Source organism: Saccharibacter floricola DSM 15669, assembly GCF_000378165.1.
GTDB classification, from domain to species: domain Bacteria; phylum Pseudomonadota; class Alphaproteobacteria; order Acetobacterales; family Acetobacteraceae; genus Saccharibacter; species Saccharibacter floricola.
Genome location: NZ_KB899335.1, coordinates 63,690 through 79,991, shown reverse-complemented (window position 1 = coordinate 79,991; position 16,302 = coordinate 63,690). Strand labels below are relative to the sequence as shown.

General features: G+C 52.5%; 8 protein-coding genes. 5 read left to right on the top strand and 3 right to left on the bottom strand.

From position 1 onward, the window contains the following. The first annotated feature begins 20 nt into the window (after positions 1-20). The 4 genes from F457_RS12095 (at position 21) to F457_RS12090 (ending at position 11,011) form a co-directional block, all read left to right on the top strand. Positions 21-6,464 carry a type I polyketide synthase gene (locus F457_RS12095; RefSeq protein ID WP_018979781.1) on the top strand — a complete coding sequence of 2,148 codons (6,444 nt, stop codon included), beginning with the start codon at positions 21-23 and terminating at the stop codon, positions 6,462-6,464. Then, positions 6,464-8,269 (top strand): AMP-binding protein, encoded by a 1,806-nt coding sequence (locus tag F457_RS0103655; protein ID WP_018979780.1) that lies wholly within the window; start codon positions 6,464-6,466, stop codon positions 8,267-8,269. Before F457_RS12095 ends, F457_RS0103655 begins: the two co-directional genes overlap by 1 nt. Before the next feature lie 62 nt (positions 8,270-8,331). Next, a complete protein-coding gene (locus tag F457_RS0103650) occupies positions 8,332-9,501 on the top strand; it encodes an autotransporter strand-loop-strand O-heptosyltransferase (RefSeq protein WP_018979779.1) in 1,170 nt (389 codons plus the stop codon). Then, a complete protein-coding gene (locus tag F457_RS12090; protein WP_018979778.1) occupies positions 9,494-11,011 on the top strand; it encodes an autotransporter strand-loop-strand O-heptosyltransferase in 1,518 nt (505 codons plus the stop codon). The genes F457_RS0103650 and F457_RS12090 overlap by 8 nt, the downstream gene beginning before the upstream one ends. Before the next feature lie 33 nt (positions 11,012-11,044). Here the strand turns inward: F457_RS12090 and F457_RS0103640 are convergent, their stop codons facing one another. Further along, entirely contained in the window at positions 11,045-12,265 is a 1,221-nt protein-coding gene (locus F457_RS0103640) for an outer membrane beta-barrel protein (protein WP_018979777.1), read from the bottom strand. A gap of 234 nt (positions 12,266-12,499) precedes the next feature. Here F457_RS0103640 and trhO point away from each other — a divergent pair, with 234 nt between their 5' ends. Next, positions 12,500-13,450, top strand: coding sequence for an oxygen-dependent tRNA uridine(34) hydroxylase TrhO (gene trhO / locus F457_RS0103635; protein ID WP_026294158.1), 951 nt, complete (start codon positions 12,500-12,502; stop codon positions 13,448-13,450). A gap of 144 nt (positions 13,451-13,594) precedes the next feature. Here trhO and F457_RS12085 read toward each other — a convergent pair whose 3' ends face one another. Then, entirely contained in the window at positions 13,595-15,619 is a 2,025-nt protein-coding gene (locus F457_RS12085) for a TonB-dependent receptor plug domain-containing protein (RefSeq protein WP_018979775.1), read from the bottom strand. 249 nt (positions 15,620-15,868) lie between these two features. Continuing rightward, on the bottom strand, positions 15,869-16,294 hold the full coding sequence (locus F457_RS13220) for a DUF2946 family protein (protein WP_018979774.1): 426 nt from the start codon (positions 16,292-16,294) through the stop codon (positions 15,869-15,871). Positions 16,295-16,302: the final 8 nt, after the last annotated feature.

Sequence of the window (16,302 nt, the reverse complement as noted above, 5' to 3'; positions counted from 1 at the left end):
AAAGTCAAGAAAGGTCGGTCATGGGTCAGAAGCGTTATGGTGATATTGCCATTATCGGCATGGGATGCGAGCTTCCCGCTGGGTTAAGCACGCCTGATGCTTTGTGGGCTTTTCTTGAAGAACAACGGGATGCAGCAGTTGAAATTCCTAAAGATCGCTGGAGTCTTGCGCATTTCTATGACCCCGTTGAGCAGACGCCGGGCAAGACGTCTATGCGGTGGGGGAACTTCCTCGATCAAGCATCTTATCATTTTGAACCGCTTTTCTTTGGTATTTCCCCGCGTGAAGGCACGGTGATGGACTTTCAGCAGCGTTTGCTGTTGGGGGTGACATGGCACATGCTGGAAGATGCGTCTCTCGTGCCGTCAGACCTTAATGGTAGCCGGACTGGGGTGTTTATTGGTGGCTTTACGCAAGACCATTTGGTTCATTGTGGCAGCCCGTTTATGCGGTCGCAAATTCGCGATCAGTTTGCCGCTGTCTCCGCTCCGATGACGATGCTGGCTGCACGTATTGCGCATGTTTATGGCTTTGAAGGGCCGACTTTGGCCATGGATACGGCCTGTTCGTCTTCGCTCGTCGCGTTGCATCAGGCCTGTAATAGCTTACGTCTTCATGAATGTGACCTCGCCCTTGCGGGAGGGGTGAATTTTATGTCGTCCCCACAAACGGCCATGCTCATGACCAAAGGGCATTTTTTGGCTAAGGATGGGCGTTCCAAGACCTTTGATGCCTCCGCAGATGGTTACGGCCGTGGTGAAGGCTGTGTGATGCTGGCGCTTAAACGCCTTGATGATGCGCTGCGTGATGGGGATGATGTGCGTGGTGTCATCTGTGGGTCAGGGGTGAACCAAGATGGCCGAACACCGGTGATGACCATGCCGGATGCAGACGCACAGGAAAAGCTGATCCGTGACGTGCTGACCCGTGCTGATGTCTCCCCTCAAGAGGTGGCGTATGTGGAGGCGCACGGGACAGGAACCCCAGTGGGGGATCCGATTGAGACCAAGGCGATTTCCCGTGCTGTGGCGCAGTATCAGCCTGCAGACCGCTCCCTCGTTGTCGGGGCAGTGAAGGCGAATTTGGGCCATACAGAAGCGGTTGCGGGGGCGTTGGGCGTTCTTAAAGCAGCTTTATGCTTGCAGCATCGTCGTGTGCCAGCTCAAGCGAACTTAACGGAACTGAACCCGGCCATCCCTTTTGATGAGTATCGGCTGTCTATTCCGCAGCATCAGTCTGTTTCGTTGCCAGAAGAAGGGCCGCTCTATGCTGTGGTGAACTCCTTTGGGTATGGCGGGACGAATGCCGTGGCCTTGCTGCGCGCGCCAACAGAGGCAGAGCGTACGTCTGCGACGCGTAAAGTGGGGCCTAAAAACAGACTGAAGGGCGTGCGTCCTGCTGGCTTTATGAAGCGGATTCCACTGCTTGTCTCTGCCTTTTCTCAAAAGTCGCTTCAAGCGATGGCGGGACGTTATGCTGATGTGTTGGAAGACAAGCCGCAGATTGATTGGGAGGCCTTGTGCTTCTCGGCTGTGCGGTATCGCGGGCGTTTTCTCCATCGTGGGCTTGTGTTGCCGCGTGCTGGAGAAGATGTGCGTGAAGAGGCTTTACAGGCGTTGCGCGCTTTAGAAGCGGGCCAGAAACATCCCGCCTTAGTTGCAGAAGACGCTGTGACGGATCAGCCAGTCAGTCCAGCCTTTGTGTTCTCTGGAATGGGCACGCAATGGTGGGGGATGGGGCGCTTCATCCTGAACAAAGCCCCTGCGGCGGTGAAAGCACTGGCAAAAGACTGCGATGCGTTGTTTGCGCAAAAAGCAGGCTGGTCTATCCTTGGAGAGTTGCGCAAGCCTGAAAAACAGTCCCGCATTCATGATACACGGATTGCTCAGCCGGCGATTTTCTTAGTTCAGATTTGTCTTGCTCAACTTTTCGCGCAGCATGGTGTTCGCCCTGGCTCTGTTGTTGGGCATAGTGTGGGGGAAGTCGCAGCGGCTTATGTGAGCGGTGCGCTCAGCCTGAAGGATGCGATTGAGGTTGTTTATTATCGCAGTCAGCTGCAGGCGCGCTTAGAAGACCGTGGGACGATGTTGGCTGTGGGGTTGAGTGAAGATGACCTTCAAGCAGCCCTCACCCCTTATGCAGAGACAGTGTCGATTGCCGCGGTGAACGCACCAAAATCTTGCACACTCGCTGGTGAGCGTGCAGCGCTCGAGAAGCTGGCTTCTGCATGGGAAGAGGAGGGCGTGTTTGTCCGCTTCCTTAAGGTAGACGTGCCTTATCATAGCCCACAAATGGCCGAGATTGAGCAAGACATGCTCCGTGCTTTGGCTGATCTGGACGATCAAGCGCCAACCATTCCGCTCTATTCCACCGTTACAGGAAAGCGTTGGGAGGAGGGAGCACGCCATGATGCGACCTATTGGTATCACAATGCGCGTCAGTCCGTGCGGTTTGCTGATGTGGTTCGGCATATGCTGGAAGACGAACAGACTGTTTTCCTTGAGTTAGGTTCTCAGCCTGTTTTGGGAGCGTTCATTAAACAGATGGCCGCGGAGAGCCGCCATAATGTCGCGATTATCCCGACCTTGCGGCGTAATAAAGAGGTTGCTGATACCTTAACGCAAGCACTGGTGCGCTTGTCTTTGGCTGGGGCAGAGCCGGACTGGCGCTATATTATGCGCCCCGGGCGTGTTGATCTGCCCTTCTATTCTTGGTGTGTTGAAGACAATCTCTGGCTTGAGACAGAAGCAGCTCGACGAGACCGGTTGGATCTGCACGTGCATCCCGTATTGGGCACGCCTTCTTTACTGACGAACCAGCCATCCTGGCGGGCGGATATGACGACGGTTCTCATGCCGTGGTTGCCTGACCATCGCATTGATGGCGTGACGCTTTTTCCTGCTGCGGGTTATATTGAGGCTGCCCTAGCGGCTCATTACCAGCTTGAGTCCAAAGAGCCTGCCGTGCTGGAAGACCTTAGCCTTGATGCCCCTCTTGTGCTGCAAGAAGGTCAAGCCCCTGTCGTGATGTGGTCGTTTGATCCAGCGTCGCGTGAGCTTACATTCTCCAGTGAAACGGTCGCGTGGAATGGTGATTGGCAGCAGCATGGGCGTGTTACCGTTCTGCAGGCTGCTCCTTGGGGGCAAGCAGCTGTTCATATCCCATCGCTTTACAAAGAAACTACCGCTTTTGAGGGGAAGGCGGTGTATGATGAGTTTGCACAGCATGGGCTAGAATATGGCCCATCTTTCCGCACATTAACCCGGCTTCATCGTGGGGAAGGGTTTGCTGTTGGGGAGGTTGCGCTCAACGACAAAGAGGCCCAAGCCGCAGATGATTATTGGCTGCATCCAGCTCTGTTAGATGGAGCGATGCACACGATGATTGGTGCTTTCCCACTTGAGGGGGACATGGGTGTGTTTGTGCCCACACAGCTGCGTCGGCTCAGCTATTGGGGAATGAAAACATCACAGCTGGTCGTTAAAGTGACGCCAACCTTACGGACAGAGGCAAAAGTAGAGGCAGATTTGCGCCTTTACACCCCTGAGGGTGCGCCTGTTGCGGAGCTTTTGGGGCTGACATGCCGCCGCTTGGCACGGGCAGGGCATGATGAAGCGAGCCGTGTTGGGCGCTACCTCTACTCACCGAGTTGGGTGGTAACTGACCAGCAAATGCTGATGAGTGAGCCGATGAGCGTCGCGCTTTTGGGCGAGGGAAGCGGGTTAACGCCGCGTTTGGGGGCGTATCTCCAAGAGAGTGGGATTGATGTTCTCGCCTATCCAGATACGCAGCTTGAAGCGCTTCATCCCTTATTGGGGGATGATAAGACATTGTCTGGCTTGCGGTCTGTCGTGTGGATGCTTCCGGCTGATATGTCGGAGGACGATGTTCTTCCTTTCATTGATACAGCGCGTCAGGTTGTGAATGCGATAGCGGTGCGTGTGCGTGAAGAGCGTCTTCCATTTGTCGTGGTAACCCGTGGGGCTTATGCTCTTGACGGGCATCCGCCTCTTGTTAGTCCAGCACAGCGCGCAGTAGCGGGGTTCTTCCGTGCGGTTCAAAGTGAGCGAACAGACTTAGCGATCCGTTGTGTCGATGTTCCCGTTGATGTCCCAGATACGATGATGGAAGAGCTCGCTGCGGAAATCGTGTTGGAAGAGACATCAGAAGATACGGTGGCGTTGCGACCGGAGGAACGCGCTGTTCAGCGCCTGATGACGCCTGCCCTCAATCCTGAGCCGGACCCTGTGCCATTTGAGAGCCTTGACGGTTATGGCACAGATCGCCTTGGTGTGCGCCTTACTCCAGGGAGTTCTGGTGTCTTAGAAGGGCTGACATGGCAAGCCTATGACGTGCCAGAGCCCGGCCCTCATCAGGTGACGTTACGAACTATCTCAGCCAGTTTGAACTTTAAAGACGTGCTGAAGGTTATGTCTGTGCTGCCTGAAAGTGTGATGGAAGGCACCTATAATGGCCATCATTTAGGGATGGAGGCAGCTGCTGAAATTGTCGCTGTAGGAGAAGGTGTAACAGAATATAGTGTTGGGGATCGCGTTTTGGCGGTATACCCTGATAGTTTCGCGTCGCATCGTGTTGTTGATATTGGTGTCAATATGGTGGCGCTCAACGATGAAGTGGCGGGCTATTCGCCTCATGTTGTGGCAGGCGCTCCGCTGGTTTTTGTAACCGCTTATTATTGCCTCATTACGCTTGCTCATTTGTCACATGGTGAGAGTGTCTTGATTCATGCAGGTGCTGGCGGTGTGGGGCAAGCGGCTATTCAAATTGCTCATTATCGTGGGGCGACGGTTTATGCCACAGCGGGAAGCCCAGAAAAGCGCGAATTTTTACGTAAACAAGGCTGTGCTGGGGTATGGGATTCACGCACGTTAGAGTTTGTTGACGGTGTGCGTGAGGCCACAAACGGACGTGGCGTGGATGTCGTGCTGAATTCACTGCCGGGTGAAGCAATGACCCATAGTCTTGGGCTTTTAGCGCGATTGGGACGTTTTGTAGAAATCGGTAAGCGCGATATTGTGGAACATCGCCGGCTTGATTTAACGCCCTTTAATGAGAATTTGTCCTTCTTCTCATTCGATATGGATCGCTTGATGCCTGATCCACGTCTGAATGATATTTTGGACGAGATACTCGCGTTGGCACGTCAGCACAAACTGCATTTTATTGATTGTACCGTCTATCCTGCCAAAGAAGTCTCGGAAGCTTTCCGCTTTTTGGCGTCGTCAAAACATATTGGCAAGGTCATGCTGTCTTTTGAGGACATGAGTTCTCTTAAAGTGCGTCCAGTTAAGAAGCCGCAGCCTCATGTTCATTCAGGAGCGTCCTATCTTGTGACGGGTGGCTTTGGGGGGCTGGGCCTTAAAACGGCTGAAGAGCTTGTGCGGCAGGGTGCGGGTGCGGTGCATGTTTTGGGGCGTAACCTCCCTAAAACGGTCGAAGCGAAAGAGGCTTTTCAGCAGTTAAGCACGACGGCGCAGTCTATGGGGTGTGAGGTTGTGCCTCATCAGGCCGATGTGACACATCAAGCGGAGATGAGCGCGCTTGTTTCTTCCCTTAAAGAAGGGCCTAAACCATTGCGTGGGGTCTTTCATGCGGCGGGGGTCATTGATGATGTGATGCTGCCTAATTTGGAAGCTGATGCGATTGCACGGGTTCTGGCCCCTAAGGTGCAAGGTGGTCATGTGTTGGATGAAGCCTGTCGTGGGGTAGAGTTGGATTATTTCGTGCTCTATTCCTCCTTCACGACGGAGATCGGCAATATTGGGCAAAGTGTTTATATCGCTGCAAATTCCTATCTGAACGCCTTAGCTGAACGTCGCCGTCAACGTGGTGAGGTTGCGCTTGCTGTGGGTTGGGGTGCTGTTGGTGATGTGGGGATGTTAACCCGCCATGATGCAGCAGCGCGTGTGTTTGATACGGTGGGTGTGACGCCCATGGCAGCAAGAGACGCGCTCGCGTTTTTACCAACCTTGCTAAAGACCGGGCGGTCTTATGTCTCTGTTGTCGATATTAACCTGTTTAAGGCGTTTAATGCCCTGACATGGCTGGAGCCTTTGGCGCGTTTCGCGACGGTGAGGCAAGAAATCCGCAAAGATGGGCTGTCTGACACGCTGCAAGCGCTTTTTGCGATGCCGGAGATGGAGCGTCTGGGCTATGTGTTGGTTAAATTGAAAGAGAAGCTCGGTTCCGTCTTACAAATTGACCCTGAAAGCATCAGCGATAATGCGCGTCTTTCTGAGCTAGGGATTGATTCGCTGGCAGGTGTGGAATTGCAAATGGCGATCCGCTCGGAGTTTGGCGTGGATGTGTCGTTGGTGCTGCTCGCTCGTAATGAGACCATCATTGATATGTCGCGGTCATTGTTACGCCAAGCGCTACAGGTCAAAAATGGGCAGGCAGCTCTGCCGACGACGCAAGATAGCTCAGCTGATGAGGCGCGTTGATGGCACATTTAGACCAATATCGCTGCTGTTATTATGATGATGGTCGTGTGCTTTTGGACTGGCAGAACTCAACGCTAGATGAGCTGCTGAGCTTTCGGGCGTTGGAGAGGCCCGATCAACGGCAGTTCGCCGTATTGGGGGATGGGGAAAATGTTACAGATGAGATGACATTTAAGCAGGCACATGATTGGGCTTGTTTGGTTGCGGGATTGTTGACGCGCTTTGTGCCTGAACGGTCACGGGTGTTGCTGTGCTTTGATAATGGCATGGAGGCGATCGCGGGCTTCTTTGGTTGCGCCTACGCCAATATGGTGCCGGTTTCTGGCGTGTACCCGTCCTCTGTTGGTAGCCGAGACCGACTGTTCGATATTTTGGATGATTCTCAAGCCGTTGCGGTGATTGGGTTGCGGCAAACCTTGATGGATTTTCGTCGTCAAGCAGAAGGGCGGGGGAAAGGCGTGAAATGGGTTCCTATTGAAGGGGCCCAAAAGGCAGAGCCGCTTTATCGCCATCATGCAACCGGAATGGATGATACAGCTCTTGTGCAATATACGTCTGGCTCTGTTGGACGGCCACGCGGAGTATGTATTACCCATCGCAATCTAGGCGCCAATTTGTCTCGTTTGTTGGAGCGCACAGGTTTTTATGATGGTGGCCTAGGGTTGAGCTGGTTGCCCTTATCGCATGATATGGGTTTGATGATTGGCTTGTTGATTGGTGTTGTGGCTGGTGGGCCCTGTTGGTTGATGTTGCCGCAGCATTTCATTGAAAAGCCACAACGCTGGGTAGAGGCGATTGATCGTTACCGTGTTGGCTTCTCAGCAGGGCCCAACTTTGCCTATGAGCTTTGTGCGCATCATGTGTCTGATGAACAGGCGCAACGGCTTGATCTATCCTGTTGGCGACGTTCTGTCATCGGTGCGGAGATGATTGAAGAAGACTCTGTTGCGACGTTTTTCAAGCGGTTTGAATCGTCCAACCTAGCGCAGACTGTGCTGCGCCCTGGTTACGGCATGGCGGAAACAACCTTGATGATTGCCAGTGGGGGGCGGCAAGGGCATGAGGTCGTCTCTTTTGGTCGTTTTTCACGTTCCGCACTTGCTTGCAAACATGTTGAGTCGCCACAGCATGAGGATGATGCGCGCGTATTAGCAAGTTGTGGCAAGGTGATTGAAGACCACGTTATTCTTGTGGTTGATCCTGAGAGTGAAGATGTCTTACCGGAAGGATGTGTCGGTGAGCTTTGGCTCAGTGGGCCTTCTATTACACCCGGTTATCTTAATCGTGATGATGAAAACCGAGAGCGTTTTAGTTTTGAACATGATGGGAAGCGTTTTTTCCGTAGTCGTGACATGGGGTTCTTCCATCAGGGTGAGCTTTATGTCACGGGGAGGATGGAAAATCAGATCATGTTTGAAGGGCGGGTGTTTGATCCTGACGATTTAGCGCATGTGGTTCGTGTCGCCTGTCCAGTTTTTAAAGGGCGGAGTCTTGCTATTTTTCGTCAAAATGATGATTTATGCGTTCTCGGAGAGGTTGCCGCGTCCGTACCCAGTGCTCAGCGAGAGGCATTGGCATGGACAATGGTGCGAGCACTTGCGCGGGTATGCCCGATTGTGAGGTCTATGCGTATCGTTTTGGTAAGACCGGGGGGGATTTGCCGCACACCAAGCGGTAAGATACGTCTCTCAGCAACGCGTACAGCTTTGGAAGAAGGGGGCCTTCCTGTGCTGGATGACCAGCAGTTTGGAGAAGAGAGGCTTAAAACGGTTGAGGTCATTAACCGGCCTGAAATGCGGCTGTAAGGGCGAGATAGTGCTGGGAGATAGGCAAGAAACATGGATGTAAAAGCGCGTAGGCGGGACTGATGAGTGACGTAGTAGTTCTGACACAAGAAGGCCCAGAAGGCATCCGCTATGACTTTGTGGATGGTTGCCGTGTATGGGTGCCAGAAGGCGGTAATTGGCGCATCCGCTTGCGTGATAGAGTTGCTGATACGGTGGTGTATCAGCATGATTTTACATCAACAGGCATGGTTCAAAGCTCTAAGCGCTATTATATTCCATTCGAGATCAAAGTATGGAAAGACGATAAGCTCGTTTTCACTCATAATTGTGACCTTAAAGAGCGTGATGTGCTCATCACCATGCATTTGGGTGGGTTAGGGGATCAGCTCGCATGGATAGGGCATGCTGCTGCTTTTGCTCAGCACCATCAATGCCGTCTGACGTGCTGTATGCAAGAAGCGCTTATTCCACTTTTTGAGAAGACATATCCTGATATTCACTTTGTTTCAAATGTCGATGATGACGCGATGAAGCGTTATTATGCGCATTATCGTGTTTTAGTGTTTTTTGAAGATAAAGAGCATAATTTTCAACCGATTGATTATCGCCAATCTGGCCTGATTCATATGGGGGCTGATACGTTGGGGCTCCCTTATGCGGAGCGTCGACCACGCATTACGATTGATCCGGGTGGGCGCCCCATAAAAGAGCGTTATGTGTGTATTGGCTCGCAAGCGTCAGGGTTGAGTAAATATTGGAACAATCCTGTGGGCTGGTATCAGGTGGTGCGTTTTTTGAAAGAGCATGGCTATCGTGTGATTTGCATTGACCGGTCTCGGATTGGTGGAACGGAAACAGCGCTGCGCATGATTCCACATGGTGTGGAGGATGAAACAGGCGATCGACCTTTGAGTGAGCGGGCGCGTTGGCTCAAACATGCTGATTTTTTTGTTGGATTATCATCTGGATTATCATGGCTCGCATGGGCGGTAGAAACACCTGTGGTGATGATTAGTGGCTATACACAGCCTTATAATGAGTTTTACACGCCGTATCGGATTATTAACCGCCATGTCTGCAATAGCTGTGGGAATGATGTGACGCAGCGCCTCCATCCAGAAGATCCACTCTTTTGTCCGTATCATAAGGGAACAGACCGTATTTTCGAATGTACCCGGGCTATTTCTGCACAGCATGTGACGTCTGTTATAGAGACTATCCCAGGGTTTGGAGTGCAGCGTGATGACTGATAAACATGATAAAAGCCGCATTCTTAATGATATTGTGACCCTCAAAGGGCCATCTTCAGCGCCAGAGAAGCGTTCGTTAGTGTCGGGTTTTGAGCCGTCATCATCAACGTCTTCTTTGTCTTCTCGTTCTTCCTCTTCGGTTTATCTGGATGGGCGCTCTCTTTCCGCGCAACCATCGTCTAGTGCTTCGGCATCATCGGCATCATCGGCATCATCGGCATCCTCAGCATCGTCGCACACGTCTTCAGACGATCAAAAGGCCGGGGCTGGGATGATGAAGGGAATGCCCTTCCCCGATCCGGTTTTTATGCCGACACAAGAGGGAGCGCATGGGCTGCGGTTTGATTTTAATATAGGCATCCGGGCGCTTTTGCCGCCGGGGAAATGGACAATCCGTTTTAGAGACCTTGATACATATACGGTTCTTTATCAAACGGAGGGTGATGCTCTTCAGGTTTTATCGCGCAAACGCCATTTTATTAATGCGCGGATTGAGCTTGAGAAAGATGGCGAGATTGTTTGGACCCATGATTATGACGCAGCAGGCAAAGATGTGGCTGTCGTCATGCCTGGAGGGACATTGGGGGATTCCCTAGGTTGGTTCCCCTATGCGGTGCGGTTTGCGCAAAAACATCAATGCCGCCTGACTGTTATGTTGTCAGAACCGTTGAAGAAGTTATTAGAGCCTGTTTATCCAGATATTCGGTTTATCTTAGCGGATGAGTTTGATGCTATTCGTGAGACGCTCTACGCGACCTATTATTTGGGCCTGTTCTTTGATGATGAGGAGAATAGTTGGCAACCGGCTGATTTCCGCTATGTCGGGCTTCATCGAACTGCCGGGTATATTTTAGGTGTTGACCCAACAGAAGAAGCGCCGCGTGTTGCTATTGAGGATGAAGAGACACGCCCGATAGAAGAGCCTTACGTAGTTGTGGCTGTGCAAGCTTCATGTGGCTGTAAAATGTGGAACAATCCGACAGGATGGATGGATACAATCCAGCATCTTAAAGAAAAAGGCTATCGGGTTATTTGCATTGACCGTGACCCTGCTGTCGCTAGTTCGATCCATTGGAACGTGATTCCCAATGGGGTCGAGGACGAAACAGGCAATCGTCCTCTAAAGGAACGCGCACGTTGGCTTAAACATGCGGATTTCTTTGTTGGTTTGTCGTCAGGTCTTTCTTGGTTGGCATGGTCAGTAGGAACACCAGTCGTGCTCATTAGCGGCTTTACCCATCCAAGTAATGAATTTCACACGCCGTATCGTGTTTTTTCAACGCATGGTTGTAATAGCTGCTGGCATGATGTGCGCACGCCCTTTAAACATGATGATTACATGTTTTGCCCGCGGCATAAGGATACGCCGCGTTTCTTTGAGTGCACACGCATTATTACTGCGGACTACGTCAAAGCGACGATTGATCGTGTTTGTCAGGACTATGCTGTGCCGAAATTGGGAAAGAAACGAAAGAGTAAGACGCGTGTATCGTCGAAAAGAACAGAGTGAGGGGGCGCATACGGTGAGGCGGTGGCTTTGGGGTTAAAAGCCGATCATCATGTCCCCTCCGAAGGTGAACATGCCTATATTTCGGCGATCATTAAAAATGCGTCGTCCATTAAGAGAGCGGTCAAAACGGATTTCTGGGTGGATTTCAAACACGCGTATTCCGTGCCCTAAGTCTGGTTTATAAGCAAAGCCGAGGCTGAGCGCACCAAACGTGGTGGGTAGAGCTGTGCCTTGGGGCGTCGTGCTGCCTACAAGATTGCCGGAACTATCGCGGTAGAGTTCACCTCGGTAATTGAAGGTCACTGTTGGTGAGAGTTTATAGGAAAGAAAAGTAGCCAGCCCCCACGCATTAGTGCGCATGCCGTTATCGCGAAGAAAGTTGAATTCTCCCGTGAGGGAAAGACGTTTTGTAACGCTGAGATAAGCGGCAATATCGTTCCAGTAGCGTTGCGCTTTGTGGGGAGTACCTTCAGGAGAGACGGTGTTTTCAGGACCGATACGGGAGAGTTCAACAATGGTGAGTTTTCCATGTGCCAAGTTATTGAGGGTAAACCCGACATAACCGGCGGCGGAGCCATGATTTTCCCGGTGGCCAAACGTCGTTTGGTTGCCACTATCAATCCCAAAATTGAGGTCGACCCTATGGGTAAGATGCCAATAAGCCATTGCGCCTAGATGTTCGACTGGCGCAGAATATTGGGAGATATACGTCAATGTGTAAAAGGGACGCTCGGAAGGATCGAGAGGCTCCACTCCCATGGGGGTTTGGAGAATACCGGCTTGGAGGTCGAGACCCTTTTTGGTCAAAATGGGGAGGTGAAAATTCACGTGAGCTTGGGCGGGGACAAGCTGGTAGCGGTCTTTTGTTAATTTGTTGGAGACGCCCAAGAGGTGGAAATAACGGGGGTCTGAGCCATACATTCCTTCAAGTATGAAGCCGATTTGATATCGGGGGATGGTCGGGTCGTTTGCTTTTTCTAGAGTGAGTTCAAGCTGGTTAATTTGTGCTTGATTAGCGCGATCACTGATAAAATTACCAAAATTTACCCCGTCATGCGGCCGGGCCGGGTTCGCTGTAATCCCACCTTCGAGCAGTCCAGAGAGCGTCACGTCACGGAGCCACGGGCTGGGTGAATTCTTGAAAAGATGCTGGTCTGCGCGCGCTTCTTGAGCGCAAAAAAGGACCAGAAAACCAGCATACCCCCATGGGGAGAGCCACGTGCTGCGGGAGGACGTACAAGAAGAAAGAGCCATGAGCAGGTAAAGCCCATAAGAGTCAGTTATAAGAACAAAGTCATGAAGAGAAGAAATGATATTATGGGAAAGAATTTTGACCTTTATAGGGCATTGTCACCAAAGTGAGAGCGTTTTGTGTCGGTGTCCTTTGGCTCTATTCTCCCCATGCAGGGAAGAATATGCTAGGGAAGAACGCAGTAAAAAGATGGCCTTTGGACATGTGAGAGAGGCCATAACTTGGGAGATACCATGATGTCTGAAACTGATCTGCCCATTTGCGTTGCGGCTTTGTATCATTTCACACGATTTAGCGACCATGAAGCGTTGCGCGAGCCATTGCTACAGTGCTGTCGGGAGGCTGGTATTAAAGGTAGCCTTCTTTTGGCTGCAGAAGGGATTAACGGCACAATCGCAGGGTCTGATGAAGGGATTGACCGCGTTCTTGCCTATATTAACCAGTTGCCAGGTTGTGAGGGATTTGTTTTCAAAAAATCCCGCGCGAAAGACATGCCATTTCTGCGTATGAAGGTGAAGCTTAAGCGTGAGATTGTCACGATGGGCCAACCAAATATCGACCCGCTGGCCTGCGTGGGGCGTTATGTAAAACCTAAAGATTGGAATGCGCTGATCTCTGACCCGGATACGGTCGTGATGGATACGCGCAATGATTACGAAGTGGCGATTGGTACGTTTCGTGGCGCGGTTGACCCAGACCTTAAAACATTCCGTGAATTCCCCCAATGGTTCCGGAACTGGCGCCGTGAGATTGAGGCACAAGGGCGTACGCCCAAAGTGGCGATGTTCTGCACAGGGGGGATCCGCTGCGAGAAGTCGACAGCCTTTGCGCGTGAGGAAGGGATTGATGACGTGTACCATCTTCAAGGTGGTATCTTGAAATATCTTGAGGAAATCCCGGAAGAAGAAAGCCTCTGGGATGGAGAGTGCTTCGTTTTTGACCAACGCGTTTCGGTAGGACATGGGCTGAAATTGGGGCATTATGACCTCTGTCACGCCTGCCGTTGCCCCATTGATGATGAGGATAAAGCCTCTCCTCAATATGAAGAGGGGGTGAGCTGCCCTCACTGCTATGATACGCGCACGGACGCCCAGCGTCAGCGCTATCGGGAGCGGCAACACCAAGCGAAATTAGCTGAAAAACGTGGGAAGGCGCATCTTGGGGAAAAGGCTGAAACCCAAGTTTAAAACATGCTTTGAGCGGTTCAAGAAAACGGCCATGTAGTGTGAAAACTGCATGGCCGTTTGTGTGAGAGCCTCGTTTATAATGCTGTGGGTGTATTGTAAGCATTATGGAGGCGTTTGGGGGATGAGTGATGCCCTGTATGGCTCTTAGAAATTTTCACGCAAGGTAAGGTTGACCGAGCGCCCCATGCCCAGCACCGGAGAGGGCAGAGAGCCATCCGATGGAAGCGAGGACAAAGCCCGCCCACTTAAGGGGAGGAAGTAGCGCTGGTTGAGAAGGTTTTCTAAGCTCAGGTCAAGGCGGACAAAACGCCAATGATAGCCCATGCCGAGCCCCAGCAGGGCGTAGCCGGGGGTTTTGGGCTCATTGCGTACCCAGTCAACGGTGTGCTTGGCTTTAACAAGAGTGAGGTCGACATGCCCCGACCAAGGGCCGCGCGTTTCGTGCAGGCTGATGGTTCCGTTGAGGGGCATTTGCTGATAAAGGCCGGAATGGGTAACATTATCCTGCCCACGCACCCAGTTCAACGTTGTGCTGAGATGGCCCATTCCCCAACGGTGACTGTCCCATAAAATCGTGTGTGCTGCGGCGTTAATGCCGTAACTTTGAGCATTATGGTTGGCAAATTGAAGCAGGTTAAACCCGCGTGAAAGCCCTTTCAGCCGCACCACGTTAATATAATGCTGCGTATAGGTATAAAAGGGCTGGATCATCACGTCCCATACGGCATGGTGGGCATCATGAAAATGCACGGTAAAGCTTGCGGTATTGGCAATTTCAGGGCGGAGATTGAGCGAGCCGACATAGCCGTTTCCATCGCCAAACCAGCCAATCATTTTGGCGGTCATCCCGCCTTGGCTCCAGCCATAGCGTTCATAAAGGTTGGGGGAGCGTGTTTTACGCCCGTAGCCGCCTTCTAGGCTGATCTGATCGGTTGGGTTCCAGCGTGCGAGGGCGGTGATGTCGAGATTGCTGTCTGTGCGACCACGATGGGCGGCATTGAAAGCATGGGCATTTTTGGCGTCTCCCATGCTCATCATACCCATGCCCCCCATCATCCCCATCATGCCGCTCATCCCTCCCCAACTATAGGGGCTGACCGGGCCCGTGTTCATCATAATGACGTCACTGCGGGCTCCGAGTTCGGTGGAAAAACGCGGTGTCCATTGTGCATTCCACTGGAAGAAATGCCCCAGATGATTGCGAGAGGCTCCATTGAGATTATGGAAGGTACCGGGGCCCATCATCATGCTGCCCATGACGGGGGGCCACCAATCATTGAGCCCGTTATGCTCGAATTCACTTCCCACTTTTAGGTGGTGTCGGTTGGTAAGGGGGATGGTAGCAGTGATGGCATACCCAGCCATACGCCCGTCACTATTCATCGGCATGCCTGTAGTGGCGCTATGCCCGCCTTTATCAGACAGCATATTCATCGCATGGGTGGTGCGTTTCCAAAATCCGCGCGCTTCAAGTTCTCCCCAATGGAACTGGCCTGTATATTTGCCGTTTACGAAGGTTGAACGGTTATTGGTCTCATCCATATAGCTATTGGGAAAGCCCTCATAAGGCACATCTTGCTGGCCAAAGGTGAAGCTAAACTGATGGTTTCGGTGCTTAAAGCCGGCCGTTACCGCGTGATTATAGCTGAGATAGCTGGTGGAGAGGACGCGCCCGCCACGGCCGCCTGCGCTATAATCGCTGGCATGGTTATAGGAGGCTTCATAACGCAGGCTGAAACTGTCATTGGCGATGGTGAGAGACCCAGAGGCACCAGAACCGCCACCATTACTGCGCCAGTCTTGCCGTCCATTCCCTGTGACGAGGATATTCCCCTTTTGAGCAAATTGCGGGGCCTTGCGTTCAACAGAAATGGTTCCGCCTGTGCTGTCACCGCCCATACTGACCGAGGTTATGCCCGCAATGGCGCTGCTGGTCGCAACGGCGTCTGGGTCAATTTGCGAAAAGGCGGGGTTCATATGGTTAGGGCAGTCAGAGCCCAGTCGCATGCCGTCAACAAAACTTGCAACACGGTCATCAGCCATGCCGTTGAGAACGGGGAGAGAGGCTGTGCCTCCTGTGGCGTAAGAGCTAAATCCGGGTGTGTCTTTGAAGAGCGAGAGTGTGTCAGCACTTTGTTGGAAAGAGTGCCGACTGCCGACAACCGTCATCCTCTCCGTTGGCGCAGGAGAGGCGGATGGTGAGGAGGGCACGGCGGTGCTTTGGGCGGAGGCAGCGCCAAAAGGTGCGCAGGTGATTACCGTACAAACAAGCAGAGAGGCTGGGAACACAGGGGTTCGCGGCCTATGCGCAGAGCAGTGCGCAAAGGGAGCAGTAGAGGACACGAGATGTTATCCTGAAAGAGGTCACGGCAAAACACCCTCATCGCCATAGTGGGCAGGGGTGTTACGAGAACAGATTCAGGCAGGCAGTGGTGGGGCGCGGCTGGGGGGACGGTCGCGTGTGAGGCGTGGCGGCGCTTGCGATGGCGGGGTGCAGCGCCATAGAGCCTGCATGAGCGCACCAGTGCCTAAGAAGAAAGCCAGCGCATTGAGCGCAAAGAGGATATGCCCCAAAAGTGGGCAAAGCGGGCAGTCCCCATCATGCTGATGGTGAGAAACCGGGTGGTGATGGTGCCCTTCTGCGCAGTGCGGTGCCTCTATGGGTGCCGATTGAGGGGCAATATCAATAGAGGTTAAGCGGTAGAGCGTTGCGCGCGGGCTTTCGCCGCTATAAGCGAATGATTGAAGGCCCAGTTGCCCCACGAGAGCGATGAGGAGGAAAGAGACAAGTCCCCATCGTCGTTTTGAGTGAGGCGGCAAGAAAAGGCGTTCTATCAGTGCCATAAGCGTGG

Bases quoted from the DNA above. Each gene is read 5' to 3' on its own strand.
- F457_RS0103650 (WP_018979779.1), top strand. From the start codon at position 8,332: ATGAGTGACGTAGTAGTTCTGACACAAGAAGGCCCAGAAGGCATCCGC.
- trhO (WP_026294158.1), top strand. From the start codon at position 12,500: ATGTCTGAAACTGATCTGCCCATTTGCGTTGCGGCTTTGTATCATTTC.
- F457_RS12090 (WP_018979778.1), top strand. From the start codon at position 9,494: ATGACTGATAAACATGATAAAAGCCGCATTCTTAATGATATTGTGACC.
- F457_RS13220 (WP_018979774.1), bottom strand. From the start codon at position 16,294: ATGGCACTGATAGAACGCCTTTTCTTGCCGCCTCACTCAAAACGACGA.
- F457_RS12085 (WP_018979775.1), bottom strand. From the start codon at position 15,619: ATGACGGTTGTCGGCAGTCGGCACTCTTTCCAACAAAGTGCTGACACA.
- F457_RS12095 (WP_018979781.1), top strand. From the start codon at position 21: ATGGGTCAGAAGCGTTATGGTGATATTGCCATTATCGGCATGGGATGC.
- F457_RS0103640 (WP_018979777.1), bottom strand. From the start codon at position 12,265: ATGGCTCTTTCTTCTTGTACGTCCTCCCGCAGCACGTGGCTCTCCCCA.
- F457_RS0103655 (WP_018979780.1), top strand. From the start codon at position 6,464: ATGGCACATTTAGACCAATATCGCTGCTGTTATTATGATGATGGTCGT.